Genomic DNA, 26,708 nt, shown 5'->3' with positions numbered 1-26,708 from the left:
GCCACCCAAGCGTGGCAGCAGTCCCCCAAGTCGGGACACACTTATCAGGTATTATAAAATGAAGAATGTAACCGAACTCGCTAAGTTCCGTGAGGAATTGGAACTGGCTGCAAATGAACAAACACAAATTGCCGATTTGATTCAATCGGAAAGCCGGGCAATGACTGACACCGAGATGGCTCGGTTTGATGAATTGGCCGATAAGAAAGTAGAACTCAAAAAACAGATTGCTACTTTTGAACGTCTCGAAACTGTAAAGAGTGACAAGGCTAGTGACAAGTTCGCTGCCCCTGTTATTCACACGAAGAAAGCAAATGTCGGCGACGCTGGCCGTGCATGGTTGACCAATGGTGTCGATCAATTATTCAAGAGCGAATACGCTGATGCCGCTAACGACATCGGTTTCAAATGGCGCAATGAGTCATTCAGCACGAAGCTATACAGCAACTCCGAAATGCTGCAATTCTCGTCTGATGGTCAAGTCAAGGGCAATGCCGCTCGTGGTGGTTACTCTGTAAACGACTTAGTTATTCAAGGCTTTGAACGTGCGTTGAAATCGTTCTGGGGTTGGCAAGACATTGTGACCGTCGTCAGAACTCCAAAGGGTGATGACTATGGTGTATTGTGCAACAACGATACCGGCAACTTGGCAGGCTACGTTGCGGAAATGGGAACAGTTCCAGCGACTGACACCACGTTCGCCCGCAAGACTTTGAAAGCCTACAAGATCGGTTCGGGTATCTATCCGGTATCTAGCGAACTGATTGAGGACAGCAGCGAAGACATCATGTCCCTCGTGGGCTACAACAACGGCACACGTTGTGCCCGTTTCTTGTCGCAACAAATCACCAATGGTGACGGCAACACCGGTCACATCCGTGGTTTCACCAATGATGTTACCCAAGGTTATGAAACCATCTACGTTGATGCAGTGACTGACGCTGACATGGTCGGCCTATATTTCACGCTCGATGAAGCTTATCGTAACTCGCCTAAGTGTGCGTGGATGATGCACAGCTTGATCGCTGCCGGGTTGGTCTTGAATAACGGCAACCTTACCACGAACGGTTTCACAGGTGCGCCTCAGTTGTCGTATCTCGGCAAGCCGATCTTCATCAATGACAACTTACCATCGACGTTTGAAGCTGGTGAACCATGCGTTTACTTCGGCGACTGGAGCAAGTTGAACGTTCGCATCGTTCGTGACGTTACGTTCGGTGTTGATACTTCTATCTTCTTCAAAGAAGAAGCAGTTGCAACCAAGGCTACCTTGCGTGCTGACTCGTTGTTAATCGACGCAGGCACTCATCCGGTATTGTCGCTGGTTGTGAATGGTGATTCGGGTGCTCCACACTATCACGAATAATTGACACAAGACGATGACTAATCGAGCGATTCCCTAGCGAGTCCAAAGGGCTGTGACACGGCCAGCCACGCAGGGAGCAACCGCAAGATTGGGTGCCGTAAACACCGGGGCTGTGCCACGGCAAGTTGCGGCCTACCGTTTGAAACAAGCCCACGACATTCGGGAGAGTGCCGTGGGTTTTTTCGTTTGCACACTACATAGGGTATGAGACAACGCATCGAAACAATTGCCGCATTGCCGCTCGACTTCAATTGCCTGAAAGAGCATCTGAATATCGAACACGATTTTGATGATAGGCGCATCGCTGCAACTGCGTGGGCAGCCATCGGCCACATCGAGGATGAGACGAACCGAACCTTTGCACCCGCAACCTATACGGAAACCCTCGCAGGCTTCCCGTGCAAGATCACCCTCGACTATCCACCGGTGACAACCCTCGAATCGATCACGTATTACGACAGCGATAACGAACTTGTGACCATCGACACCGATGATCTGTATCAAGTTCACGGCACGCAGAAGTCAGACGTTTACCACAAGACGGCCTGGCCTGCGACATTCAACAGGCCGGACGCAGTGACGATCACTTGGAACGCAGGCGAAACACGATTGCCCGCACAAATTGAACAAGCAGTGAAATTGCTTGTCGCTGCATGGAATGAAAACCGGGAAGCGGAAATCACCGGCACAATCGCAACACAAATGGGACTCGGCCTAGATCGGGTGTTGCTCAAGTGGAGAGTTAGACCTTATGCGTAGCGGACAACTGAGACACAGAATATTTATACAAACGCCACCCGATGGCCCGGCTGATGCTCGTGGTTTCAAGACGGGCGAATGGGAAACATTATATAACCTCGTCCCCTCGTCTGTCGTTGACTTGCAGGGATTGGAATTGATTCGGGCGCAGAAAGTCGTGGCCGAAGCAACCGTGCAAATTGAAATCAGATTCCACGCAGGAATCGACACAACCTGCCGTGCGAAGTTTGGAAATAGATTTTTCCAATTGCTGCATGTGAACAACGTCGATCAGCGAAACATCAAGCAAGTGATCCTTGCCAAGGAGATTCGATAATGGCAGTAGTAATCAGGGGTGCTAGAGAATTTGAAATCAAACTTGGCAAGCTTGGAAAGAATGCAAAGAAGTTCCTGCGGAAAGGAACTCGCAAGGCAGCCAAACTTATACAGACAAAGACAAAGCAGAATCTGGAAGAGCGTGAGCAACCACCTGATGACAGCGGCGATCTTGAACGTGGTGTCAAAGTCAAGGCATTGAAACGCAAGCGAGGGCGAGTGGGCCACCGTGTTACTTCCACGCTGCCAAAGGGTAAGCAATACAACATGGCACAGGAATATGGCTGGACTACAAAGAGCGGACGCAAGATGCCGGGCAAACGTCATATGCGGGATGCCGGTGAGACTGAAGAGCAGGCCGCACTCGATGCCGTGAATGAATCATTAGACGACGCAATAAGGAGTCAATTTTGAGTGACATTGGAATAGGGTTTCGGGCATGGCTGGCGACGTTAGCCGTTGATCTGGGCATCGATCCTGAGAAACCCGGCAGCATACAGCAAGACACCATCGACGAGAACGCACCCGACGATTACGTGTGGTTCCACCGTAGGGGCAGCATCAGAGATTGCAACCTCGATGGAACTAAGCGTGGTTTCACTGATACAAGCTTCGACGTTGAACTAGTCAGCGATGACATCGACGCAGCACAAAGCATGGCGGCAGTTATCAAAGATGAACTGCACGCATACAAGGGGGCGATGGGTGAAAGCCTTTGCCTCGGTGCTTTTGTCGAGGATCACAGCGATGAGTATTTTCCGATCAATGGTGCTGACGAGGGAAAACATGTGTGCAGTTTAGACGTTCAGATACTACATAACTAACAAGGCATAAGGAGTCTTAATGAGTCTATTAGATAGAATTGGTTTGGGTGCGACGTTCGCATTCTCTGCGGCTGATCCAGAGGATGATGACATTGTATTGTCAATCGTCGATCCCGGCATTAGCGGCAGCAGCAGCAAAGCCACGGCAGCCACAAGCAGGTTAGGCGATGCACACGACACGTTCCTCGGTGGTTCGGTCGATCCCGGCGAAGTTACTTTCACAGTTGCATTCCATCCCGGCAGTGCAACTGAACTTGCCCTCGATGCGTGGTATGCAGCGAATGGCCAAGCAAGCGTAAGAACTTGCACCATCACCCTACCGGAACTCGGCGACTTGCCAGAATTCGCAAGCACCGGCGACGGTATCTTGACCAGCAGGAACAACACAATTAACCGCAACGAACTCGTGACTGAAGAACTCACGATCAAACGTTCGGGCGCATGGGTAACTGCTGAAGTTGAGGGCGCATCTGTTCCCGATGAATCACCAGAAGAGGGTGCATAATGGCTGTCCTACGCTGGGGAGATTTGAAAAACTATCGCCGCAAGATTGTCTATACACTAGACAGCGGCGACGAACTACACCTGCACGCTATTGATGCGGGCGATGTAAGGCGGCTGCAAGGCTTGCTGAAGTCGCCAGACGATAGCCTCGATGTTATCAAAGAGATATTGGCCAAGGCAATGTTAGATGACGATGGTCATGTGACGCAGCCTAGCGAACTCGATGTAGTGCCCATCGATCTATTGAACAGCATCGCCGAATACCTCGTGACCGAATCGGCCAAGGTGCAAAAAAAAACTTAACACCCTATGAAGTGTTTCTATTTCGACTTTGCGAAACGCTAGGTTATCCGCACCCTGATTACATGCTGGATGATCTAACGCTTGAGCAAATATCTGACTGGCATTCATACAGCGAGCAATACGGTTTGGGTGTTGCTCGTCTTGATCCCTACTTCGCACAGTTGCTTGCTCAGCAGGCCAACCTCTATAGGCCGAAGGGGCGGGCACCATATCCCCCTGCGAAGTTCTTGTTGTATCTACCTGACGTTATCGAGCAGCCAATGACACCATTGAACTTCCGTCAGCGGTTAATGTCGCAGCTTGTGCATACATAAGGTATGGCAGTAGCACATAACATCGACGTTCTGATTCAGGCGAATACTGAGAAGTTCGACAAGAACTTAGATAAGTCTGAGAAAAAGACAAAAGAGTTCGCCAACAATATGAAGCCTTGGTTAGAGGCATTGTTCGGCAAGACTGGCGGCGGTCTAGCTCAAGACTTCATGAAGGGCGGGGCAATCGCCGCAGGTGCCACCGTAGCAATTGCCGCCATCGGTGCATTGACCGGTGCAATCAAATCTGCGTTTCAATCCCTGCAACAACTCGTCTCAGACGGGTTCGGTTCTCTCGATCAACTCGGCGACGTAGCTAAAAAGATCGGCATCAGTGCTGCAAGTTTGGTTGTCTTGCAGCTTGCTGCCGATCAGAGCGGTTCAAACGTCGAGGACTTGAACGCATCGCTGACAAAGATGGTGCGGAACATTAGCGAGGCTGCACGCCAAGGGGGACCGGCTGCCGCAGCACTCGCTCAGATCGGACTCGATGCGCAGCAGCTCGCCCGCCTGAAGCCTGAGGATCAAGTCAAGGCAATCGCTGACGGCCTGTCAAAGCTGGGCAACGCAGGTGATCGGCTCTCGATCATCAACGACATCTTCGGCAAGACCGGCAGCAGCTTGAATGAACTGCTGCAAGGTGGCGGCAAAGGCATCGACGAGTTCAGAGAGAAAGCCTCTCGCCTCGGCCTGTTGTTCTCTGATGGTGAGATTGCACAGGTTCAGAATGCACAAGATGCCTACTCACTGTTTGGCAAATCACTGCAAGGCTTAGGCCAGCACTTCGCCGTGGCACTCGCTCCCCTCACGCAAGGCTTGTTTGAAATGTTCGCCAATGAAATCGGCGGCATGACTGAGGCGCTGCACCCGGTGTTTGAGCAAATCCGCAACTGGACACCCGCCATCTTGCAAATGACGAACATCACGATTCAAGGGTTCAAGATGATGGGCCAGATCATTTGGGAATTCCGCACGCTCTTTGCCTTTGTCTTCGGCGGTCCAATCACGGCACTGATTGTTTACTTCGGCGAGAACATTCTCAACCTGTCGCAAAGCATCGGCGAGGCATTGGCATTCACTGAATCGGTGCTCACTCGCTGGGAACAAGTTTGGGAAGTTGCCTTGCTCGGTGTCGCCCTCGACTTCGTGAAGTTCGGCAATGACTGCCTCAACATGTTCGGAACCCTCATTCCCAATTTGCTGATGAACTTCGCCTCGGCCTGCGTCGAAACGTTCATGGCACTTAGTCACAACGTCGGCGAGATATTCGCTGCGATGTGGTTAGAGATTACCACGTTTGGCGAGGCTGACACCGACATGATGTTCAAGCCGATGTTCGATGGGTTCAAGCGTGCCGCAGCACAGGCAAGCAAGGACATGAAACGTCCCCTCGGCGAAATGGAAAAAGAACTGAAGAAGTCATTCCTTGCAAAGGACAACAAGCTGGCAATCGATATTGCGGGCGACATGACAAAGCGAATGGCCGAACTGCGGAACCTGATGAAGACACCTGATGTTGACTTCGGCAATGCAGACCTCGGCGGCGAAATGAATGTCACGACCAAGCTTGCACCAGGTGCATTGGAAAAAGGATCTTCGGCAGCCTTTGAGGCAATCGTCAATGCACAAGAGAAGCAAGGCGACCCGTTGCTAACTGAAGCAATCAAGGGGAACCGGCTGCAACAAGACAACAATCGAATCCTCGGCGAGATAAACCAAAAAGGAAATCAACTAGCCGCAGCGAATCTAAGATAAGGAACTCGATGATAACTGAATGGGGCTATGCCCAAGACACACCCGATAGCAAGCAGAACGAAAAAGGTATTTGGAACCGCACGCTCAAGTTCGTGGCCACATGCAGCAGCCTATTTGACGCTGATGTAATCGTGCTGGATTATCCATTGTGCCCGCAGATCGGCGACACGTATAGATTCGATGGGCCAGCACAATATGAATATGACGCAGGCTGCGTTGTCACGGATCGACAAGCAACTCGCAGGGATGCGAACCAGCCAGTCTGGGATGTGACGATCACCTACAAGACACCTGAGGCAGAGAAACCTCAGAACGATGACCCGATCAATGAACCCGTCGAGGCAAAAGGCAGCGGCGAGTCATTCAAGGAAGTAGCCCAAGGAACAATCAGCAGCAGTCAAGACATGGCATTCAACGGCGCAATCTGCAACAGTGCGGGCGAACCGTTTCGCAATCCAACACCGGAAAAAGAATCAGGCTATAACGTCCTCACGCTCGTGAAGAACTACCCAATCACGTTCGACATTCTGGCACTCAACGAGGATTACGCTTACCACGTTTCGACCGATACATTCTTCGGCAGACCTAAGGGGCAATGGATGATGTTCCCTTGCACTTGGGAACTCAAGCGGAAGGAACCGACAAAGCAACTGCCGCTTGGCCGTGACTATATCCGGGTGACATTCACATTCAAGAACAAGAAAAAAGGCTGGAAGCTTGAACTATGTGACATCGGTTCATTCTATCTTGGGGCCGCAGGTTCGCCGGTCGCTGGTAAGAAAATGGCATTCAAAGGGAATGACGGTCAACCATACCTCGGCCTGCTCGATGGTCAGGGCGGAAAGAATCCTGACGGTGCTCCTGCGGTGTTTCTGCCGCCGAAGATGATTCAAGGGGAGAAAGCTTTCTCAGTCTTGAACTTGCCGAATAGCTTAGCTGAGTGCAAGAAGTTCCTCGCCTGATGACTACATAGGGTATGAGTAATGAAATCACAACCTTAGTCCGTTTGAACATCACGAACGGTGTATACACCGATGCGTTCTCCGCATCACCAACGATCACACAAAACACGCTTGGCGCCAATTCCGGTATTCAAACCGTAGGCACATCAGCCGAAGCCTTGGCAGTCGGCGACGTTGCTACCCTCGGCCTAGTCTGCCTGTTGAATACCGATGCCACTAACTTTGTGCAGTTCGGGCCTGACGATTCCGGCACGATGAAAGTTGTCGGCCGTTTGAAACCGGGCGAGGCTGCACAGTTCAGGCTTGAACCCGGCATCACGTTGAAACTGAAAGCCGATACGGCAAGCTGCAAGGTTCGGTTCCTACTCCTCAACGATTAAGGAACCACATGCCTGAACAACTCAAAGGGCTGACGGATAATGATATTGTCAAGCTGCAACGATTGCTTGACGATCACGGCAACGGCACGCTCTTTAGCAGGCCGCAGTTCTCCTTGCCCATCACTCGTGAATCGGGCCACATCTTTGCGACTGCCTACAATACGATTCCTGCGGCTGCGTCCGATCTTGAACCGGGCAAGGGTGAAGTCAAGGTGCTCAAGCATCTTGTCGAGACTGACCCGGCAGGGAAGTTACAGCAGACCGGCGAGATTATAAAAGTCTATAACCCTGCGTCGAAAGCCTACAACGATGGGGACATTGTCATTCTCCAGCGTGAAGCGAGGGACGGGCAATATTGGATTATCCCGCAAGGGGGCGGAACCGATGTTATCCACTTTGAACTGATGGAAGATTTGACAATCGGCAGTTCCGCTAAAGCAATGGTCCTCAAGCTGTCAGAGATAGACGTGTGGATTGACAACGCAGGGGATCGAGTGCAGGTAGCTGACTGGTATCAATCGCCGGGAATGTGGGCAGGCAAGATCGGCTATCGTGGTTTGGCTATACCTCGTGGCAATGACTACACCGATCCGGGTGAAAGCGAATCGGAAAGCGACGACACCACACGGGTTCAATATGATGTGGTGTGGATGGAGCGCATCGCCTCGTGGATTGTGTTTCGAGCATATGAACAAATCGACCCAGACACGAATACATTCCGTGCATATGTTTTTGATTACGATCATCAGGGCATCGACCCACGAGAAGAGGGCGAAGATACCGTTATCATTCGTGCGCCTTTCAGTTCCTTTCAGGATGTTGTTGTCGATGCCTATGGTCACGCACTTTACCACCATGTGGATGGTGAGTATCAGGTTATCAGTGTTGATCGGGTGGCGTTGTTTGCCACTGCCGAACTAAATGGTGCATGTTGTGGCAGCGGCACACCTAGCATTGATCAATTTACAGTTGTTGTTCATGGCCAATATTGGATGCCACCACCTGGGTTTCCAATTACCGTGGCGACTAATCCCCGTGGCCACGCTGGTGCTGATGGTGCAAAAGTATTGCTAATGCGTTCCGGCCTGAAGAATTCACCCGGTGATAACTTTGATTGGAACTGGGAGATAGTTGACATTCAGAAAGTTACACGCACGTGTATCGTCGAACAACGTATCAACACCGATGGTGATTTGGAATGTAAGACGGCAACCATATACGGTGAAGCATGTGCAGGTGTCAGCGATTGGACATTGCAGATTGAAGGAACCAACTGCTAATGAAAATCGCAACCAAAGACGGAAAGATAATTACCTATGTGGGATTGGGCACCACTGGAATCAGAACAACTAGTTCTGCGTGTTGTTGTCCAAGTGAATGCGCAGCGTGTGAAGGTTCGGTTCCTTCCGGGTGGTCATGTTACTTTTATAATTGCGTCGGCGAGTGTGGTTGCTTGGAAGGTGTGACCATCACCATCGACCGAGGGACACCGTTGAGCGGCAGCACGCCATTGACTTGCGGCGGTTATCTCGTTGGTGCTCCCAATGTGTGCAGCACTTCATACGGTGGATTTACTGGCAACATCCGTTGGATTGGAATGAACATCGGGGAGAGTGGCCCACCAACTTACCTTCGCCTCTCGATGAGAATCGAAACGAACTTTGCAGCTTTCGGCGTGCCGCCTGGATACCCTGGCAACTATACCTTTGCAGGCAACATCACCGGCGATGGTCCCTATGATTGCACCGAGGGCGGAACGATTCACGCTGAGGGCTGGGTGCGTTACTTCTCTGCTGAGTTGATCCCGTTCGGCTGGGATTGTGATGTCACCCCTATCCCGTAAGGACAATATGAAGTGGTGTGTCTTTGACCGGTTGAACGATAAGCAAGTCAAGTGTCGAGTGTGCGGCAGGATTGTTCCGTGTGCCGGTGATCCCTCGATGTGCAAGGCAACGTGCAAGGGAGTGAAGATTGCGCCGAAGATGCCCGGTGATTGTGGATGTGGCAAGCGTAGATAGGGTATGCTTGCAATCAAATCAACAAACGTAATCGCATATACATTGCTGGACAAAGACACCGGCAATCCGGTTTCCGGTGCAACTGTCACGGCCAAGATTCGCCAAGGCTTCGCCGGTGAATACCTCAGCGATGAGGAACTAGAATTCACTGAAGACGATGACGAGGGGGTGTATCTCTACACGCTCTCCCCTGCGGAACTAATCAATGTGAAGTATGGGAACGTCTATTACTTTGAGTTTACCAGCGTGGCCGATGGTGTCACATTCTTCGACGTTGAACCGCTGCTCGCTTTGACTGCGTGAAATTTGAATTGCCGTTCATACATACGGTATGGCTATATCAAAATACGCAGGCAATCTATTCCGCAACCACTTACTCCGCACGGATACGTGGTCAAAAACAACTACTCGCTACGTTTGTCTTTGCACAACGTCGCCCACGTCATCGTCAACCGGCAGCACTATTGTTGAAGTAGCTGACGGCAACTATGCACGGCAATCGCTCGGTGCGTCCGATTCTAATTGGGACGGCACGACTGACTTGGCCACGCAGAATCTTTCTGACATCTTGTTCCCTGCCGCTGCCGGTTCCTACACCGCAACGCATTGGGCTATCACTGACGCATCGAGTGCAGGCAACTTGCTTGCTTATGGTTCGATCACTGGTGGTTCGGTTGCAGCGTGCGAACGGTTCAAGCTTGCTATCGGTGCCCTCGACATCACGCTCAGCTAATGAAAACTTACCTAATCAATCTTGCTCGGCGTGAAGATCGGCTGAAGGAATTCGCCGACAACCAGATAGAACACGGCTGGCCATGTTCGCCGGTCACGGTTGTCAAAGCGGTTGATGGAACGAACCTGCCTTTGCCCCGCAATTGGAAAGCAAATGCCGGTGCATGGGGTTGTCGTCAATCCCACATCCGAGTCATCGAGGATGCACTTGCCAACAACGAAGAACAAATCTTTGTCCTTGAGGACGATGTTTGTTGGACCAAGGACATTTGGCCGAAGCTAGAAATCTTTTGCAAGAACGTGCCGCACGATTGGGACATGTTGTTCCTCGGTGGTCAACACATTCTGCCGCCGAAGTTATTGTGGACTGACTTTGAATGGATCTTCAGGGGCCGGTATGTCTGCCGCACTCATGCCTATGTTCTACCTCGCCGGACAATGCCAACCATATTGCGGCTGCTGTATGCAACAACCGATCACATCGACCACGCTATCGGCAAGTGGTGCGCCCTGCACAAAGTCTATTGCCCGGAACAGTGGTTGTTCGGTCAACGGTCAAGCCTCTCTGACATCGGGCCTGATGGTATCTACGATGAGCGAATGTGGAATGAGCTAAAGTCGCTTGAGCGAAACTATATATAGCATGAAAACTGAACTGTTTGTAAATGATCCGATCCGCACAACTCTCTCTAGCGGCATCAACAATTCTGTCACGGCCATTCCGATTACTGATGTCACAGGCTTCCCCCTCACTGGTGATTATCGTGTGATGATCGATGACGAGATTATCCGAATCGAGACAGCACAGACTGGCCAATTGAATGCGGTCGAGCGAGGGGCCGAAGGAACAACTGCGGCAAGTCATTCTTCAGGTGCTGATGTAGTGCCGGTGCTCAGCAAAGGTGCGTTGAACTCGATGATGCACAATAGCGGCGTGAACAACTACGTGTCCGATGCGAGCGACTACGTGTTTGGCTACAACAACACGATTACCGGATATTCCAACAACGTGAACGGCTATGCTAATGCGGTTGAGGGTGATAGCTGCAAAGTGCTGGGCAATTCAAACAGCCTTTTAGGTTCAGTTGCGGGCACGGTTGCAATCGGCGACAGCCACTCTTCAGACGAGGCAGCTTACAGCGTGGCGATTGGCAACGGCTGCACGATGATGACACCCGATGTGATCTATGAAAGCAACCGGCAGAACGGCAGCTTCCACACGCAAACTTATCGTTGTGTCGGTTCAAAGATCAACAGCGATACCTCGCAAGTGTATATGTATTTTAATGAGCTTGGGGGCTTACAATTCTTTCGCCCCAATTGCATGGTGCATTGTTCGTTGCGGGTATTCGGTGTTGACAGCAATTTCGCCGCAGCCGTTTGGCATTACTCGTGGGTTGCCTACGTGGAACCATCCGTCACGCTTTACCCGCTCACTCAGTTGCTTGCCTCTGGCCAATCTAATCGAGACTTCGGCACCGACTACAACGGGAACATGGCAGGCGGCGTGGCGATGAAGTGCAACGTGACCACCGGTTCCAATACATTTAACGTCATCGTGCAAAACACTGAATCGTCCGTTACCACAAACTGGGCAGCGACGTTAGAAGTCATCGAGCAGGAAGTTTACACGGCAGGCAGCGGCAGCGCAAGTTAAGCCGCTTGGCCATACATAGGGTATGGCTTACAACTCAATCTTAGGCAGCGACTGTTTTATTCTCGGTCGCTCACAACTAGCAACGATCAACCCGTGCGAAGATGGTGGCGGCGACTGCGGCGACATCGAGGGCACAGGCTCAGGTTCGATTACCCTTTCGGGTTCGGCTGTCGGTTCCGCTGCCGTGGTTGTGGTCAACGGCACAGCGTCCGGTTCAATATCTCTATCAGGTTCGGCGGTTGGGTCCGCTGCGGTTGTTGTGGTGAACGGCACTGCGAGCGGATCGATAAGCCTCGATGGTTCGGCAGTCGCTTCTATTGTGCCCGTCACTGTCATCAGCGGCACTGCGTCCGGTTCGATTACGCTATCGGGTTCCGCTGTCGGTTCATCTGCCGTGGTTGTGGTCGATGGATCAGGCAGCGGAACCATAGCGTTGTCCGGTTCGGCTGTCGGTAGTTCGGCTATCGTCCTAGTCAATGGCACAGCGTCCGGTTCGATTGCCCTCGATGGTTCGGCGGTTGCCTCGATTGTGCCCGTCACTGTCATCGGCGGCACAGCGTCCGGTGCAATCGCTCTCGATGGTTCGGCGGTTGCCTCGATTGTTTCCGTGACTCAAGTCAGCGGCACAGGTTCGGGAACAATATCGTTGTCCGGTTCGGCGGTTGGTTCCGCTGCCGTGGTTATCGTTGATGGCACTGCGTCCGGTTCGATTGGCCTAAGCGGTTCGGCGGTTGCCTCGATTGTTCCCGTGACTCAAGTCAGCGGCACGGGTTCGGGGAGCGTATCGTTGAGCGGATTGGCCGCAGGTTCGGTTGTGGCTGCGAGCGTGGTCAACGGCACTGCGTCCGGTTCGATAGGTCTATCGGGTTCGGGTGTCGCCTCGATTGTTCCTGCGAACGTGAAGAACGGCACTGCGTCCGGTTCGATTGTTCTTTCCGGTTCGGCGGTTGGTTCAAAGGTGTTTACCTACGTGAACGGCACAGCGTCCGGTTCGGTTGGCGTGAGTGGTTCGGCTATCGGTTCGGTGGTGAACAACTACCGCAGCGGCACAGCGTCCGGTTCGATCACGATGGTAAGTTCGGCGCTCGGTTCGGTTGTGGCTGCGAGCGTGGTTAGTGGCACGGGAGCCGGTTCGATTACGCTTGCCGGTTCGGCTGTCGGTTCGTCGTCGGGTTACTGCAACCTGCGGCTGACGGGTTCACTCGCAGGCCGAACGAATCGAGGCAGGCTGAGTATCAAGCGGAACCGTGGCGAGTTCGTTATAAAGCGGAACCGTGGTCAACTAGACGTTTGATAATCGTCAAGAAGTTGCTTGAAAGAATATAGTCAGTGCGGTGGACTATAGAGAAAGTTCAAAGCAAGATAGCCTCTCGGTTGGTTTTTAGTTCTCTACATCGGGAGTGAATCGAATGGCGAAGAAAGCAGCGGCAAACGACGGCAACAAGTCTGAGATGATTCGGGCCTACTTCACGGATCACAAGACGGCAAAGAGCGCCGAAGTAATCGAGGCTCTTGCAAAAACGGGGACGACAGTTTCCGAACCGCTCGTGGCCACGATCAAAAGCAAAATGGGGCTGACGAAAAAACGCAGCGGCGGCAAGGCAGGAAAGAAACCTGCGGCTAAAGCTGCGGCATCGAACGGATCGGCAGCCGGGTTGATTGCTTCGGCAAGCGAGTTCGTGCGGCAGGCCGGAAGCGTGGCCGCAGCAATCGACGTTCTAAAGTCGCTAGAGAACTTCGGGAAGTAGTTGCCTAAGTCCTCAGAACGTATACAAAGAAAGCCACCGGATTATTTGCCGGTGGCTTTTTTCGTTTCCGTTTCCGTCTGAACGTCCCGATTTACCCAAGGTTTTACCCAAGGCGATTTACCCAAAGTTACCTAAGCTGTAACTCGTTATCTGATAAGGCTTTGCGAATGGGCGGTGGGGGACTCGAACCCACGACATCCACTGTGTAAGAGTGGCGCTCTAACCAACTGAGCTAACCGCCCGGATGCGGCAGGACAGTGCCCTGCCGCGAAGCCCTTGCATCGTAGATTCGGTGGCGATGGGCTGTCAATGCGAGGAGGCCGACGGCAGAATGAGCGAACGTTGTTTGTTGATTGGTTGCTTGTGACTCGCTCGAAGGTGTTGAGCCGTATGTCGTCTCCCTTGCCGATCGTGTTTCGTCAGCTGGCGGAGCTATCTGTCGAAGATCGTGCCCTGGTCGAGGCGGCGCTGGCGGTGCGCGAGCGGGCGTTTGCGCCCTATTCGAAGTTTCTGGTGGGAGCTGCGATCGTTACACCTGCTGGTAAGCAGTTCGTCGGCTGCAATGTCGAAAATGCCTCGTATGGTTTGACGAATTGCGCCGAGCGCACGGCGATCTTTTCGGCAGTAGCCGATGGCGAGCAGCAGTTTGCACGCCTGGCGATTGCTTCGGCTGGTGGTGTCTCTCCGTGTGGCGCGTGTCGACAAGTGCTGGCGGAGTTTGCGCCGCAGTTGTCCATTTTGCTCGTCGATGTGCAGCGGCCCGATCAGGTTGCAGAAGTAAACATGGCCGATTTGCTGCCTGGACGCTTCATTTTTGAGAAAAAAAATTTCTCGTGAATGCTGCAACGTCGGCGTGAGCGGCTCATTCCCCCACGTGGCTGCATTGCGATGCACCGGTGAGAGGGGGTTCATCCTCATGACGGTTTACTGCGCGCGCTGCGGTTGCGACACTCTGTCGCGTTCAAAGTCTTGCAAAGTTACGGCAGAAAAGCGCGGAATTATTCGCAGAACCATTGTCAACATCGCAAGTGGAAATTAAGCTTGGCCTCGACGATGAATCCTCTTCCTGAGTCGTTGGCTTGCGACGTTTTCGAAGCAGCCGAGTGGGACTTCAGCATGTGGTCGGCACTCTCTCGCCTCCCGTGACCCAGCGGTTTGCTCCTCCCTGCCGAAGGTAAATCCTCGCTCTTCCCGAGGTCCTTGGTCTCGTTCGTCGCTCGCCTCCCACCCGTGCCATTGCTGCCGACAGAGCATGGCTTGACTGCGCGCATGTCCTGAAAAACGGAGCCACAACTCCGCGTGGTCGTGCTGCGCGCTAACTGAACCGCCCCCGGGAAGCTCGCCATCCATGCCTCGCCTCGCCGCTAGTCTGCGCACTCGTGAACTTCACTCGCAACGGATTGCTTTCTCGGCTCGCCAGATCAATCGCCGCCGGCGAATGTTCTTCGAACAACTCGAAGTACGTTCGCTGCTGGCGACGTTGACTTGGGTGGGCGATGTCGACGGCAACTGGGGCACGGGGACCGCGGGCGTCAGCACCAACTGGTCCGGCGACGCGCTGCCTGCCGATGGCGATACGCTGATCTTTGATGCGGCCGGGCTGAACCTCACGCAAACAAACAACACGACCGCGCTCAATAGTTACACGTTGCAGTTCACGGCCGGCGGTTATTCGATCAGCGGCAATGCGATCTCGCTCGACAACGCGGGAACCGACATCATTTCTACGACGGGAACGAACACGCTCAACACACCGTTCACGATGGTCGCCGATACGACGATCGACACGCAAGGAACGTCGACCATTGTCACCGGCGCGGCGGCCGTCATGTCGGGCACGGGCGGATTGCGAAAGATCGGCGCCGGCACATTGAATCTCGGCGCGGTGAGCACGTACACCGGCAACAATTTGATCGACGCGGGCATCGCGATCAGCAGCAATACAACTTCCGTCAGCGGGGCGTTCGGTGCTTTCAACACGGCCGTCACGAAGATTCAGGTGGCTAATGGCGCGACAGTCGACATGAATGGCTCTTCGCGGGGTGCGACGGGCGGCATCGACTTTTTCTACGGAATCACGATTGCGGGAACTGGCACCGCTGGCCAAGGCGCGTTTGTGAACAACGGCGGTGACAGTGGCACGGGCAATCGCTCGATATCGTTCATTGCACTGACCGCCAATGCCTCGATCGGCGGCACGGGTAGCATTCGCATGATCAACTCGGGCCACGGCCCGAACTCGATCACGATGAATAACTTTACGCTATCGAAGGTCGGCACGAACACGCTCTTTCTCGACAACACCACGGTGTCGGCGGGCACGATTCAGGTTCAAGGTGGCGGCCTGGCGCAGATGAACGGGAGCAATAATCTCTCGGCAGTTAATCTGATTCTCGACAACACGGCCGGTGTGAATTTCACGCTTGCTTCACAAGCGGCAACGGTGGCTTCGCTGTCGGGTGGTGGAACGACGGGCGGCAACATCGTGCTCGGCGCGTTGGCGTTGACGGTGAATCAAACGGCCACGACCACTTACAGCGGTGTGATCTCAGGAACGGGCACAGTTACGAAAACGGGGAGCGGTTCGCTGACGCTCGGCGGCGTGAATACTTACACCGGCGGCACCACGTTGAGCCAAGGGACGTTGCGAACGACGGCTGCGACGGGCTTTGGTACGCAGACGGTGACGCTGGGCGATGCGAACACGCTGGCCAACAACATTCAGCTCAGTCTGCTCGCTGGAATTGCGAATCCGCTGGTCGTAAGCGCGAGTGGAACGGGCACAGTGACGATCTCGGGCGAAACAGCGACGGCGACGAGCACTGGAACGTTGGCGCTCAACCGAGCCACGATCTTGGACGCGGGAACTGCTGGTGTGACGACTTACAACGGCGTGGTCTCGGGCGCGGGGAGCGTCACCAAGCTGGGAGTGGGAACCTTTGCACTTGGCGGCGCGAATACTTTTACTGGTGGCGCAACGGTCACCGCTGGAACGTTGACGGCCTCGAACACGGCAGCACTCGGCACGGGTGTGTTGACGATGAACGGCGGAACGCTGAATACCTCGGTGAATCTGGCCAACAACATCACGCTCAACAACACGGGCAATACGATTGCGCCGAACAATAACTATCGCCTGTTGAGCGGCGTGATTAGCGGTCCAGGTGGATTTACGGCTGCTGGGGGCGGCGGTACTCCTGGTCTGGAACTCAACAACCCCGGCAATAGTTTTGCTGGCGGCGTAACGATCAACAGCGGCGTGTATTTGCGGCTGTCGGCCAGCGAAGTCATTCCTGATACCGCCACGGTAACGAACAACGGCAACTTTCGGCTCGATACGGTTGGCGGCGGCACGGAGACGATCGCAGGTCTGACGGGCGCGGGGAGTGTGTGGGTGCCGACCAGCAACAGCGCGGTGCAAACTTTGACCGTCGGCGCTGGCGACACAACGAGTACGTTCGCGGGCAGCATTGGACAAGGTGCGCAAAACAATGCCTTTCTCGCCTTGCGCAAAATCGGGGCCGGCACTCTTACCTTAACCGGAGCGGGGCTCTACACGGCGGGCACCACCATCAGCCAAGGAACGCTGCAACTCAACAACGCGACCGCAGCTGGGACGGGTGGCATCACGCTGGGAGATGCGAGCACGCGGGCGAGCAACGTGACGCTCGGACTCGGCGCGAACATCGCGAATCCGATCACGGTGAGTTCCAGCGGTACCGGGACTGCGACCTTGCTCGGGACTTCGCAGTACGCTTCTCACTCGGGCACCATCACGCTGCAACGGCCGGCGATCTTGGAAGTTCCTGCAAACGGCGCTGCTACGGATTGGTGGTACTCCTTCAACGGTGTAATCAGCGGCACTGGGCCGGTCACCATCAAGGGTGGCTCTGGTGGTTTGAGTGCCGCTGACGGCGGCAATCGAGTCATTTTGGGGAACGCGGCGAATACGTACACGGGCAACACGATTGTCGAGTCGGGCAAGTTGCAAGTCGCGGGCGTCAACTCCGCCAGCACAGGTACCATCACACTCGGAACAGCGACAACCGGAACTGCCGTGACGCAGTTGCGTTTGGGAGCGAATATTCCGAACACGATCATCGTTGCAGCGGCGGCGCCGACCTCGCCGTCGGCGATCGGCACTTACAACGCTCAACAGGTGCTGCCAGGCGGGTTACAGATTTTGCATCCTTTGACGATCAACGGCAGCAGTGATCGCGTCACCTGGTCCGGCGCGACAGCGGTCTGGTCGGGAACGGCTGACGTGACGATTTCGGGCGGACGCGTCACACACGACGGCGTGGCGAATACCTGGACGGGCAACCTAACGATCAATGCCGCGTCGACCTTTCAACCGGGGAATGCAGCCACGCTCTCTTCGGCCAGTTCGGTTACGGCGAACGGCACACTGCAATTGAACAACGTGGCGCAGACGATCAATTCGCTGAATGGCTCGGGCACGGTGCAGAATATCGTTGGCGCCAATACGCTCACCATCGGCGGAGGGAACGGTGGCGGCAACTTTAGCGGTACGTTGCAGAACGGCAGTGGTGCGCTGTCGATTATCAAGGCCGGTACGGGCACGCAAACATTGTCGGGCACGGTCGGCACATTCACTGGCAGCGTGGGAGTGAGCAACGGAACGCTGGTGTTGAACCGCACAGGAGCCGCTGTCGATAGCGGTTATTTCCCGTTAGCGACCACGATTACTGTCGGCACTGGAGCCATTTTGAATGTAGCCAGTGAATGGAACCTCGCCAGCACGAACAACGTGGTGGTGAATGGCGGTACGGTGAATTTCACCGCTGGCACTGCGACCGATGCCAGCAACTTTCTGAACAATTTGACGCTCAACGGCGGCACGGTCACGGGCAATCCTTTCCGCGTGGGTGATTCGTCCAACGGAACGTTTTTAATCACAGGTTCGGCGGCATCGACCATCTCGGCGGGGATCTATCTGGTCAACAATGCAACGCCACGGACCCTGAACATCAACGTGGCCGATACCGTGGTCGGCAACGATCTAACCATCACCGGGGTCATTCGCGATTTAGGACAGAACGGTACAAGCCCTTCGCTGCCTGGAACGGCGATCAACAAGTTGGGGGCGGGTACGCTGTCGCTGCCGACGGCGAACACTTACACCGGCACCACGACGTTGACGGCTGGCGTGATTGATATTTCCAACGGTAGCGCACTCGGTACGGGTGCGGTCATCGTCCTGGGTGGTGGCACGCTTGATTTGCGTAATAACATCACCGTCGCGAACGCTGCAACCTACAATCCAACGGGTACGGGAGGCATGATTCGGAACGCGGCCGGTGACAATACGTGGACCGGCACGATCTTGTTCTCGAACACGCTGATCAGTTACCTCACCATTGCGGCTGGCACGCTAACCGTCAGCGGCAACATCACCTCGAACGGTTACGCCTATAAGAACGGCCCTGGCACACTGATTCTCTCGGGCACAAACGGCGGCACTTTTTACATGGATGTCGCCGAAGGCGTGATTAGCCTCCGCAGCAATAATTCGATCGTCGGCAACTATTTTCACGTACTCGGACCGAACGCGGTCGTTGAACTCAACGGCGGAGTGAGCATTCCCGCCGGCAAAACGATTTATCTCTCGGGGGCAGCGACGACGAGCAATCCCACGTTCCGCAGTGTCAATGGCGCGAACTCTTTTGCGAGCACGTTGCGGCTGCACAATGACACCGGCACGCGCAACATCGGCGTGGACGCAGGCGGCTCACTAACCATCACTGGCGTTATCAATGAAACAGCCGCGGGGCGGAACTTCACGAAAGTCGGCGCGGGCACTTTGACGCTGGCAGGAACCAATACTTATTCCGGAACCACGTTCGTTACCGAGGGAATACTGGCCCTGCAGAACGGCAATGCTATTGCCAATGCAGGTGGCCCGGTCAATGTTTCTCTGGGCGCAACATTGCAACTGCTGACCAGCGAAACTATTTCATCGTTTGTCGGCGCTGGTGACATCGGTGCGGGAACGAACGACAGCACGCTGGCTTTGGGCGCGAACACGTTGACGACGACGGGATCCGCCGCAATCGCCAATGTCACGACGACCACGGGCGGCGGCATCGTCGCTGGTGGCGCGATCACCGATGCGGACGATGACAACAACATCACGGGAACAAACATCTTCCTGCAAGCCGCGACGGGGATCGGCACTGCGGTTGATCCCATCGAAACGGCGCTGAGCGTAATTCAATTGAGCAACATCACGAGCGGCGTGGTGAACGTACTCAATAGCAACGCAGCTGCCCTCCTCACGGTTTCTGATCTGCGGACGCTTAGCTTTGGTGCTCGCAACCAAGGGGGCGCATTAACCGTCGGCAATGTCGGTCCGCTGACGCTTGCAGCCAATGTCACCGCGAGTGGCGCGGCCGTCCTGTCTGCAGTCGACACCGCAGCCGTTGGTGACGATTTGACCGTGAATGCCAATGTGATTCTACAATCGACCGGTTCGACGCTGACTTTGAATGCCGGCGATGCGATGACCGCACCGGCTACGGCGCTGCTGGCTGCCAGTGGAACGATCACCATCAATCTCGATGCCGGCAGCGTCGATCCGAGCATCGGCGGTTCGCTGAATCTGCTCGCCGATCTCGATGCGACGTTGGCAGTGATCAACGGCGGGACCGATACAATTGGCGACTCATTCACGATTCGTCCCGATCAAGATACTGCGAACATCCTCACGCCGATTCAAGTATTCGGCGCGGCTCCCACGGGAACACCCATCGGCGATTCGCTTACGCTGGTGCTGACCGGCCTCGGTGTGCCGACGCTCACGCTCACGCCGGGATCCGGCAGCGGCGCGTTCAGCTTCGGCGCGGCGGCGGCCAGCCTGGTGTACGACAACATCGAAAACATCATCACGTCGCCGGTCCTGCCGTATAACCTCGTGGTCGATATGAAGTACTTGGGCTACGAAAACGCGAGCCCGGATGCGATTCTCGCGCAGATCAGCCCGGATGGAGCGAATCTTCAATTGAATGTGAATGCCGCTCCTATCTTCAGCGGCGCGAAGACCGGCATTCAGTCGCTCACGATCATCGGCTCGAACGACAACGAAACGCTGACGATTCAAGAGACTGCCGGTGGACTCCCGATGTTTGCTGGGGGTGCTCCGATCGTGAACAACACCGGCATCGGCGGCGGCGTAAGCGCAGGCTCGCACCTCGGCAGCAGCGCCGATCTGACTTTGGAAACTCTGAGGCCCACCGGCGCACCTTGGGATGCCAGCGATGTGTCGTTCCACTTCGATGCTGGCGGCGGCACGGACTCGCTGCAGTTGAATCTGACCTCAACCAGCAACGCTGCGCTGTTCAGCGACACGACGAGCACCGGCAGCGGCAATTTACTGGTCGCGCCAGGTACGTTCGCTACGCTCGGAGCACCCTCGCTGTTAGTTTCGTTTGAGAAGATCGAACCGGTCAGTCTCAGTGGCAACGGTGGAGCGTTGCTAATCGATGGCACTGCCACGCCGGCGCTGAGCACGCTCACGCTGACCGACATTGGGACGCAGACGCAAGTCGCCGCTGATGTCGGGTTGCCGACGACCAGCAGCAGTGGATTCAGCGGGCTCACCGTCGTCGGCGGCGACGGCGCCGAAAACATTCAAGTGGTTAGCGTCGATGCCGGAGTGCTCACTTCGCTGCAAATCAACGCGGGCAATACGAACAACTGGCTTGGCATCGCCGGCGGCGATACGGCTGCCGATACACTCCGCTTGCAAACACTCCCCGCCACGGTTGCTGCATTACTGGTTGGCGGCGGCGGGAGTGATTTGTTCGAACTTTGCAACGGCTCGAACACGGTCGATCAGATTCTGGGAACCGTCACAATAGACGGCACCGACGGCAACCTGGCCGGCAACACCGACACGCTGACGATCATCGATACCGGTGACACCAGTGGCGACGACGTCGTGATCGGCGCGGTCAATCCGCTGACGTCGGCTGACTACTTTATCGATGGCATTACGACGACGACCAGCAGCGATGTGATCTTCCGCAACATCGACGTGCTGAATTACTCGGCCACCGCTGGCGATGACAAAATCGATGGCCGATTTGTAAACACAGTGCCAGTGCATGATCTGAGCATCGTCAACATTTCGGGCTGGATCGGCAGCGATCAGTTCCTGCTGTTTACTTCCGATCAACTGGGCGGCAGCGGCGCGGGCTTTACTCCCACGGGCGTGACGAGCGGCGTCTCGACGATCAATTTGTATGGCGACGCGCCCGGCAATCCGCACGCGAACGATGGGGTCGATCGCTTTGGCGAAAATCCTCAGAACCTTGTCGGCACCGGCAGCAGCAACGTCGGCCTGGTGGTGCCTGGAACGATTCGCAGCATTCGCCCTAGCGTTTCGACAGCGATCAACATCGACGGTGGTACGCCGATCGGCGTGGCGTCGCCGCTAGGCGACATTGTCGGCGACGTCCTCAATCTCGATATCAGCGGCATCGGCAACACAGCGCCGGTCATCGTTTCTTCGAACTCACCGGGAGCTCTCGCGGTATCCGGCATACAGCCGTTGAACTGGACCGAGATCGAAGACATGAATCTGGTCGATCAAGGCAAATTGACCAACGTGCAAATCGGCGATCTGTTTGGCCGCGGCACGCCCGGGGTCGATATGGTGCAGTTTGTCGTCAACTCGTCGAACGCCAATCCTAACGGCGTGCGAGTGCGCATCAATTCAACAGTCGGTGATTATCGCGCCAGTAACAAGACCGTGATGTATTCCGGCGACTCAAACGATTACATCACGCAGGCCAATCTTCGCATCCCCGCCGAATTCTATGGCGAAGGGGGCGACGACTACATCAGCGGTGCGACTGGCAACGATTGGCTGTCGGGCGGCTTGGGGAGCGACAGCATTAATGGTGGCGGCGGCGACAATGTGATCTGGGGCGACAATGCACCGACACTTCCCACCGATCCCACGCCGCAAGATTCCGCCGTCGGTGGCAACGACATTCTCAGTGGCTTGGGGGGCAACGATGTCTTCTATGGCGGCGGCGGCGACGATCAAGTGTCGGCTGGCGGCGGCAATGACTACGCCTACGGCGGGCAGGGCGATGACCTGCTCGATGGCTCTGATGGCGACGATCGTCTGTACGGTGGCGCCGGCAACGATGTTCTCGGCGGCCAAGTGGGGAACGACCTGCTGAGTGGCGGCGGCAATGACGACAAGCTCTACGGCGGCATCGGCAACGATGTATTGATCGGTGGTACGGGGGCCGACCTGATCGACGGTGGCGATGGAAACGACTTGCTGATCAGTGGCAGCGTGGCCAACGAAACCAGCAGTTGGACGAGCGTTGCGAACACTACCACTTTCAGCCCTGTGACCTATTTCAGCCCGATATCGAACGATGTCGCGTTGCTGACACTCCTCACCCAATGGGCCACTGCGGGGAATCGTTCGTCGCTCGATACGATTACTCACGACGGCGTTCATGACGAAGCCTTCGGTGGTCTGGGAGACGACGACTTCTGCTGGGAAACGGCCGATGTGTCGCCACGCCTCACGCCGCAGGACTACAACGGACCGGCGATGGGGAGCGATGAGCGATTCGGTCCGACCTAATAAGCGGCCGTAGAATCGTTGCAATCCACACCATCAGCGCTGTTGAAACCTTGCTTTGTCGCGGCAATCTCGCACGCGTGAGATAGAGTTACGTAACGGTAAGAAACGCGAAACTCACGCGCGCACCAGGTCGAGGCGGCAGGCGATGGACATTTCAGCACACAAGCGAAAACAACTGCGGCGAGCCTTCACGCTCATCGAAGTGCTGATGGTCATCACGGCGATGTCGATCATCGCTGGAGTTGTCGTGCCGCAGGTGGGTTCGGCAATCGACGAAGCAAAACACTCGTCGATGCTCGCGCAGCAACGGCAACTAAGTCTGGCCCTGGAACATTACCAGATCGAACACAACGGTCGCGCACCCGACGACCTGACAAACCACTCGTTGCCTCAACTACTGAACGCCACCGATGCCGCCGGCACGATCGGTACGACGGCAAGCCATCGGTTCGGCCCCTACATCAAGCCGCGCATGCCGGTGAACCCGCTCAATAGCAGCAGCGACGTCTATCGCAGCAACACCGCTCCACCCACCGACCTGACCAGCCGCATCGGCTGGGTCTATCATCCCGAGTCCGGCCAGATCTGGGCCGGTCTGTATCAAGGGATTGCCCCGAGTGCGCCGGTCAACGGCTCGCCGAGCAATTAATAGCAGTTTCGTAAGCACATTCTTCGCCCGCGCACGTCCAGGCCGGCTGGCATTCTCGGCGGGGTCCCCCAATTATCGGATACGCGCAAATCGTGTATCGTATGCGGTTCGTGGCAAACCATTCTGCCGCGGCTGCCGTAGCTAATTGGTTGAGACTTTGCTTCCTACGACTGCTGAGGATTGTTCCCCCATGCACCTTTCCATCCGCACCGGCCTGGCCCTGGCACTGACCCTGCTCGCTTCCACCACCTGGGCTCAGCCTGCCCCGCCGAAGACCACCACGCCCAAAACAGCCCCCAAGGCTGAAACCAAAACCGAATCCAAGGCCGAACCCAAGGCCGAAGTCAAAACGGAACCAAAGGTCGAAACCAACCAGCCAGCGAAACCGGTGGCCCCGGCCACTCCCAGCGATGAGTACAACGCCCTGCAGGAGCGGATGAAGACGATCATCGACGACCTGCGGAAGCTGAAATTGAAGTACGCAGTCACGCAAGGGGCCGAAAAAGCAGCCCTCGAAAAGCAGTTCGACGCGCTGCTAGGCGAAGGAAACACGCTCTTTCCAAAACTTCGCGATGCAGGCAAAAAAGCCTACGAAGCGGCTCCCAATGCCGATCCGCAATTGACCCGTTTTTTGGTGAAGATGGCGATCGACGATGCGATGAACGATCACTATCGCTCGGCGCTCGACGTCGCCGATCTGCTGATCAAAAACGACTGCGATGAAAAGCAGATTTACGTCGCGGCTGGCGTGGCTGCATTTTCTTTGGATGAGTTCCAGAAGGCGACCGACTACTTTGCCAAAGCCAAGGCGGCGGGCATCACTTTGCCGACCGAAGTCAACTACGCCGACGATGCGAAGAAGTACGAGGAATTTTGGGCCGAAGAACAGAAGATTCGCGAAGCCGAAGCCAAGGCCGACGACCTGCCGCGAGTGAAGCTGGAAACGTCGCAAGGTGACATTGTCATCGAACTCTTCGAGAACGAAGCCCCCGACACGGTCGGCAACTTCATCAGCCTGGTCGAGAAAGGGCACTACGATGGCACGAAGTTCCATCGCGTGCTCCGCGGCTTCATGGCCCAAGGCGGCGACCCCAAAGGCGACGGCACGGGTGGTCCCGGTTATCAAATCTATTGCGAAATCGGCAAGAACTACCGGAAGCATTTCGCGGGAAGCCTGAGCATGGCTCACGCCGGCAAGGACACCGGCGGCTCGCAGTTCTTCCTCACGTTCCGGGCCACACCGCACCTCAACGGTGTGCACACCTGCTTCGGCCGTGTGATTTCGGGAATGGACGTGCTCGAGAAGCTCCACCGCGGCGATCCGATGAACCCGGGCAAGGGTGACTTCGACAAGATCATCAAAGCCACCGTTGTTCGCAAACGAGATCATGCCTACGTGCCGAACAAGGCCTCGTAATTGCGGTAGTAGCGGTTGGAATCGGCAAATCAGGACAATGGCCGCAGGGCCAGGTTTTTCAGGCGGGCTACTTCTATGCAGTTGAAATTCGGTTCTCTCTTCCTGTTCTCGGTACTCAGCACGGGCTGCATCGCTTTCGGTCAACCAGCCGATCCCAAGGCAGCGCCGGCCGAAACGAAAAAGGCCGACGACAAAAAGCCCGAGGAAACGAAGGCTGAAGAGAAAAAGCCTGACGAAAAACCTGCCGAGCCGAAGGCTGAGGAAAAGCCTGAGGCGAAGCCGGAAGCCAAACCAGCCAATACGCCGGCCGAGAAATTCAACGCCGTGCAAACGAAGTGGAACGAGATCGACCAGCGGCTGAATGAGATTGCGGCGAAATACAGCGAAAAGAGTGTGGACGCCGAAGAGAAAAAAGTTCTCAAGGGTGAATACACAAAGCTCATCGCCGACAGCCAGACGGTGTTGGTGGATCTGCGGAAGGCGGCCGAAGCAGCCTTTCAGGCCGAGCCGAACAAGGACCCGAATGTCACCCGTACGCTGATTGGCATGGTGGCGTTTAACGTCCGCCGCGATGAGAACGAACTGGCCCTCGAGCTCGGCAACAAACTGATCGAAGGCAAATGCGACGAGCCGGTGCTCTTGGCCCTCGCCGGCACGGCTGCCTATCGGCTCGATGATTTCGACACTGCGGAAAAGTACCTGACCATCGCCAACAAGGCCGGCCGCCTCGATCCCGAAGGCCAGGCCTATCTAACGAGCATTCCCGCTCAGAAAAAGGCCTGGGCCAAGGAACTTGAGACTCGTGCCAAAGAAGCCAAGGCCGACGACCTGCCGCGAGTTAAGCTCGAAACCAATCGGGGCACGATTGTTATCGAGCTATTCGAAAATGAAGCCCCCGGCGCCGTAGGGAACTTCGTGAGCTTGGTTGAGAAGAAGTTCTACGACAATCTCACTTTCCACCGCGTGCTGCCAAACTTCATGGCTCAGGGTGGCGACCCCAGCGGCAATGGCACGGGCGGGCCGGGCTACAACATTTACTGCGAATGTGAGAAGCCAGAAGCCCGGATGCACTTCCGCGGCAGCCTGAGCATGGCCCACGCGGGCAAGGACACCGGCGGCTCTCAGTTTTTCCTGACATTCTTGCCGACCACCCAACTCAACAGCCGACATACCGTGTTCGGGCGGGTGATCGAAGGTTTCGATGTGCTCGCCAAGATCCAAAGGCGTGATCCGCAAGCACTTAGCCCCCCTCCACCAGACCGGATTGTCAAGGCAGAAGTGATCCGGAAGCGCGATCACGCCTACGCTCCCAATCAGGTGAAGTAATTTGCCGGGTGGCCGCCACTTCCATTTGCGGTGACGCGCAGCTGTCACCCT

23 protein-coding genes and 1 tRNA gene are annotated in these 26,708 nt (G+C 55.5%); 23 read left to right on the top strand and 1 reads right to left on the bottom strand.

The annotated features are described in order from the left end of the window. Nucleotides 1-58 precede the first annotated feature (58 nt). The 18 genes from M9Q49_RS34295 to M9Q49_RS34210 all read left to right on the top strand — a co-directional run bounded on the left by M9Q49_RS34295 (nucleotide 59) and on the right by M9Q49_RS34210 (nucleotide 13,634). Nucleotides 59-1,366 (top strand): phage major capsid protein, encoded by a 1,308-nt coding sequence (locus tag M9Q49_RS34295; RefSeq protein ID WP_254513851.1) that lies wholly within the window; start codon nucleotides 59-61, stop codon nucleotides 1,364-1,366. Nucleotides 1,367-1,570: 204 nt separating this feature from the next. Beyond that, nucleotides 1,571-2,125, top strand: a complete 555-nt coding sequence (locus M9Q49_RS34290; protein ID WP_254513850.1) for a head-tail connector protein — start codon at nucleotides 1,571-1,573, stop codon at nucleotides 2,123-2,125. After that, a complete protein-coding gene (locus M9Q49_RS34285; RefSeq protein WP_254513849.1) occupies nucleotides 2,118-2,441 on the top strand; it encodes a head-tail adaptor protein in 324 nt (107 codons plus the stop codon). The genes M9Q49_RS34290 and M9Q49_RS34285 overlap by 8 nt, the downstream gene beginning before the upstream one ends. Beyond that, nucleotides 2,441-2,854, top strand: a complete 414-nt coding sequence (locus tag M9Q49_RS34280) for an HK97 gp10 family phage protein (RefSeq protein WP_254513848.1) — start codon at nucleotides 2,441-2,443, stop codon at nucleotides 2,852-2,854. Before M9Q49_RS34285 ends, M9Q49_RS34280 begins: the two co-directional genes overlap by 1 nt. After that, the gene (locus M9Q49_RS34275) at nucleotides 2,851-3,264 is read left to right on the top strand and encodes a hypothetical protein (protein WP_254513847.1); all 414 of its coding nucleotides are present in this window, start codon (nucleotides 2,851-2,853) and stop codon (nucleotides 3,262-3,264) included. Before M9Q49_RS34280 ends, M9Q49_RS34275 begins: the two co-directional genes overlap by 4 nt. A gap of 19 nt (nucleotides 3,265-3,283) precedes the next feature. After that, complete coding sequence (locus M9Q49_RS34270; protein ID WP_254513846.1) at nucleotides 3,284-3,769, top strand: phage tail tube protein; 486 nt, start codon at nucleotides 3,284-3,286, stop codon at nucleotides 3,767-3,769. After that, nucleotides 3,769-4,071, top strand: coding sequence for a hypothetical protein (locus tag M9Q49_RS34265; RefSeq protein WP_254513845.1), 303 nt, complete (start codon nucleotides 3,769-3,771; stop codon nucleotides 4,069-4,071). Before M9Q49_RS34270 ends, M9Q49_RS34265 begins: the two co-directional genes overlap by 1 nt. A 317-nt stretch (nucleotides 4,072-4,388) precedes the next feature. Beyond that, complete coding sequence (locus M9Q49_RS34260; protein WP_254513844.1) at nucleotides 4,389-6,137, top strand: hypothetical protein; 1,749 nt, start codon at nucleotides 4,389-4,391, stop codon at nucleotides 6,135-6,137. 8 nt (nucleotides 6,138-6,145) lie between these two features. Continuing rightward, nucleotides 6,146-7,099: a hypothetical protein gene (locus tag M9Q49_RS34255; RefSeq protein ID WP_254513843.1), complete on the top strand. Its 954-nt coding sequence runs from the start codon at nucleotides 6,146-6,148 to the stop codon at nucleotides 7,097-7,099. A 14-nt stretch (nucleotides 7,100-7,113) separates the two neighbouring features. Next, complete coding sequence (locus M9Q49_RS34250; RefSeq protein ID WP_254513842.1) at nucleotides 7,114-7,479, top strand: hypothetical protein; 366 nt, start codon at nucleotides 7,114-7,116, stop codon at nucleotides 7,477-7,479. Nucleotides 7,480-7,487: 8 nt separating this feature from the next. Next, complete coding sequence (locus tag M9Q49_RS34245; protein ID WP_254513841.1) at nucleotides 7,488-8,759, top strand: hypothetical protein; 1,272 nt, start codon at nucleotides 7,488-7,490, stop codon at nucleotides 8,757-8,759. 182 nt (nucleotides 8,760-8,941) lie between these two features. Beyond that, nucleotides 8,942-9,322 (top strand): hypothetical protein, encoded by a 381-nt coding sequence (locus M9Q49_RS34240; protein ID WP_254513840.1) that lies wholly within the window; start codon nucleotides 8,942-8,944, stop codon nucleotides 9,320-9,322. Between the two features lie 178 nt (nucleotides 9,323-9,500). Beyond that, nucleotides 9,501-9,800, top strand: coding sequence for a hypothetical protein (locus tag M9Q49_RS34235; RefSeq protein ID WP_254513839.1), 300 nt, complete (start codon nucleotides 9,501-9,503; stop codon nucleotides 9,798-9,800). Between the two features lie 28 nt (nucleotides 9,801-9,828). Then, the gene (locus tag M9Q49_RS36310; protein ID WP_449224122.1) at nucleotides 9,829-10,230 is read left to right on the top strand and encodes a phage tail fiber protein; all 402 of its coding nucleotides are present in this window, start codon (nucleotides 9,829-9,831) and stop codon (nucleotides 10,228-10,230) included. Next, complete coding sequence (locus tag M9Q49_RS34225) at nucleotides 10,230-10,871, top strand: glycosyltransferase family 25 protein (RefSeq protein WP_254513837.1); 642 nt, start codon at nucleotides 10,230-10,232, stop codon at nucleotides 10,869-10,871. Before M9Q49_RS36310 ends, M9Q49_RS34225 begins: the two co-directional genes overlap by 1 nt. A 1-nt stretch (nucleotide 10,872) precedes the next feature. Continuing rightward, nucleotides 10,873-11,886 (top strand): hypothetical protein, encoded by a 1,014-nt coding sequence (locus tag M9Q49_RS34220; RefSeq protein ID WP_254513836.1) that lies wholly within the window; start codon nucleotides 10,873-10,875, stop codon nucleotides 11,884-11,886. 433 nt (nucleotides 11,887-12,319) lie between these two features. Beyond that, a complete protein-coding gene (locus M9Q49_RS34215) occupies nucleotides 12,320-13,180 on the top strand; it encodes a hypothetical protein (RefSeq protein ID WP_254513835.1) in 861 nt (286 codons plus the stop codon). A gap of 115 nt (nucleotides 13,181-13,295) precedes the next feature. After that, nucleotides 13,296-13,634 (top strand): hypothetical protein, encoded by a 339-nt coding sequence (locus tag M9Q49_RS34210; protein WP_254513834.1) that lies wholly within the window; start codon nucleotides 13,296-13,298, stop codon nucleotides 13,632-13,634. A gap of 168 nt (nucleotides 13,635-13,802) precedes the next feature. Here the strand turns inward: M9Q49_RS34210 and M9Q49_RS34205 are convergent. Continuing rightward, nucleotides 13,803-13,876: transfer RNA gene (locus M9Q49_RS34205), tRNA-Val, on the bottom strand. 148 nt (nucleotides 13,877-14,024) lie between these two features. Here M9Q49_RS34205 and M9Q49_RS34200 point away from each other — a divergent pair. The 5 genes from M9Q49_RS34200 to M9Q49_RS34180 all read left to right on the top strand — a co-directional run bounded on the left by M9Q49_RS34200 (nucleotide 14,025) and on the right by M9Q49_RS34180 (nucleotide 26,657). Beyond that, on the top strand, nucleotides 14,025-14,471 hold the full coding sequence (locus tag M9Q49_RS34200) for a cytidine deaminase (protein ID WP_254513833.1): 447 nt from the start codon (nucleotides 14,025-14,027) through the stop codon (nucleotides 14,469-14,471). Nucleotides 14,472-14,982: 511 nt separating this feature from the next. Further along, nucleotides 14,983-23,265 (top strand): autotransporter-associated beta strand repeat-containing protein, encoded by an 8,283-nt coding sequence (locus M9Q49_RS34195; RefSeq protein ID WP_254513832.1) that lies wholly within the window; start codon nucleotides 14,983-14,985, stop codon nucleotides 23,263-23,265. A 145-nt stretch (nucleotides 23,266-23,410) separates the two neighbouring features. Next, on the top strand, nucleotides 23,411-23,914 hold the full coding sequence (locus tag M9Q49_RS34190; protein WP_254513831.1) for a type II secretion system protein: 504 nt from the start codon (nucleotides 23,411-23,413) through the stop codon (nucleotides 23,912-23,914). Between the two features lie 190 nt (nucleotides 23,915-24,104). Beyond that, nucleotides 24,105-25,331 carry a peptidylprolyl isomerase gene (locus M9Q49_RS34185; protein ID WP_254513830.1) on the top strand — a complete coding sequence of 409 codons (1,227 nt, stop codon included), beginning with the start codon at nucleotides 24,105-24,107 and terminating at the stop codon, nucleotides 25,329-25,331. A gap of 75 nt (nucleotides 25,332-25,406) precedes the next feature. Then, on the top strand, nucleotides 25,407-26,657 hold the full coding sequence (locus M9Q49_RS34180; protein WP_254513829.1) for a peptidylprolyl isomerase: 1,251 nt from the start codon (nucleotides 25,407-25,409) through the stop codon (nucleotides 26,655-26,657). The last annotated feature ends 51 nt before the right edge of the window (nucleotides 26,658-26,708 follow it).

The organism is Anatilimnocola floriformis (assembly GCF_024256385.1).
GTDB classification, from domain to species: domain Bacteria; phylum Planctomycetota; class Planctomycetia; order Pirellulales; family Pirellulaceae; genus Anatilimnocola; species Anatilimnocola floriformis.
This window is presented reverse-complemented; position numbering and strand designations above follow the sequence as displayed.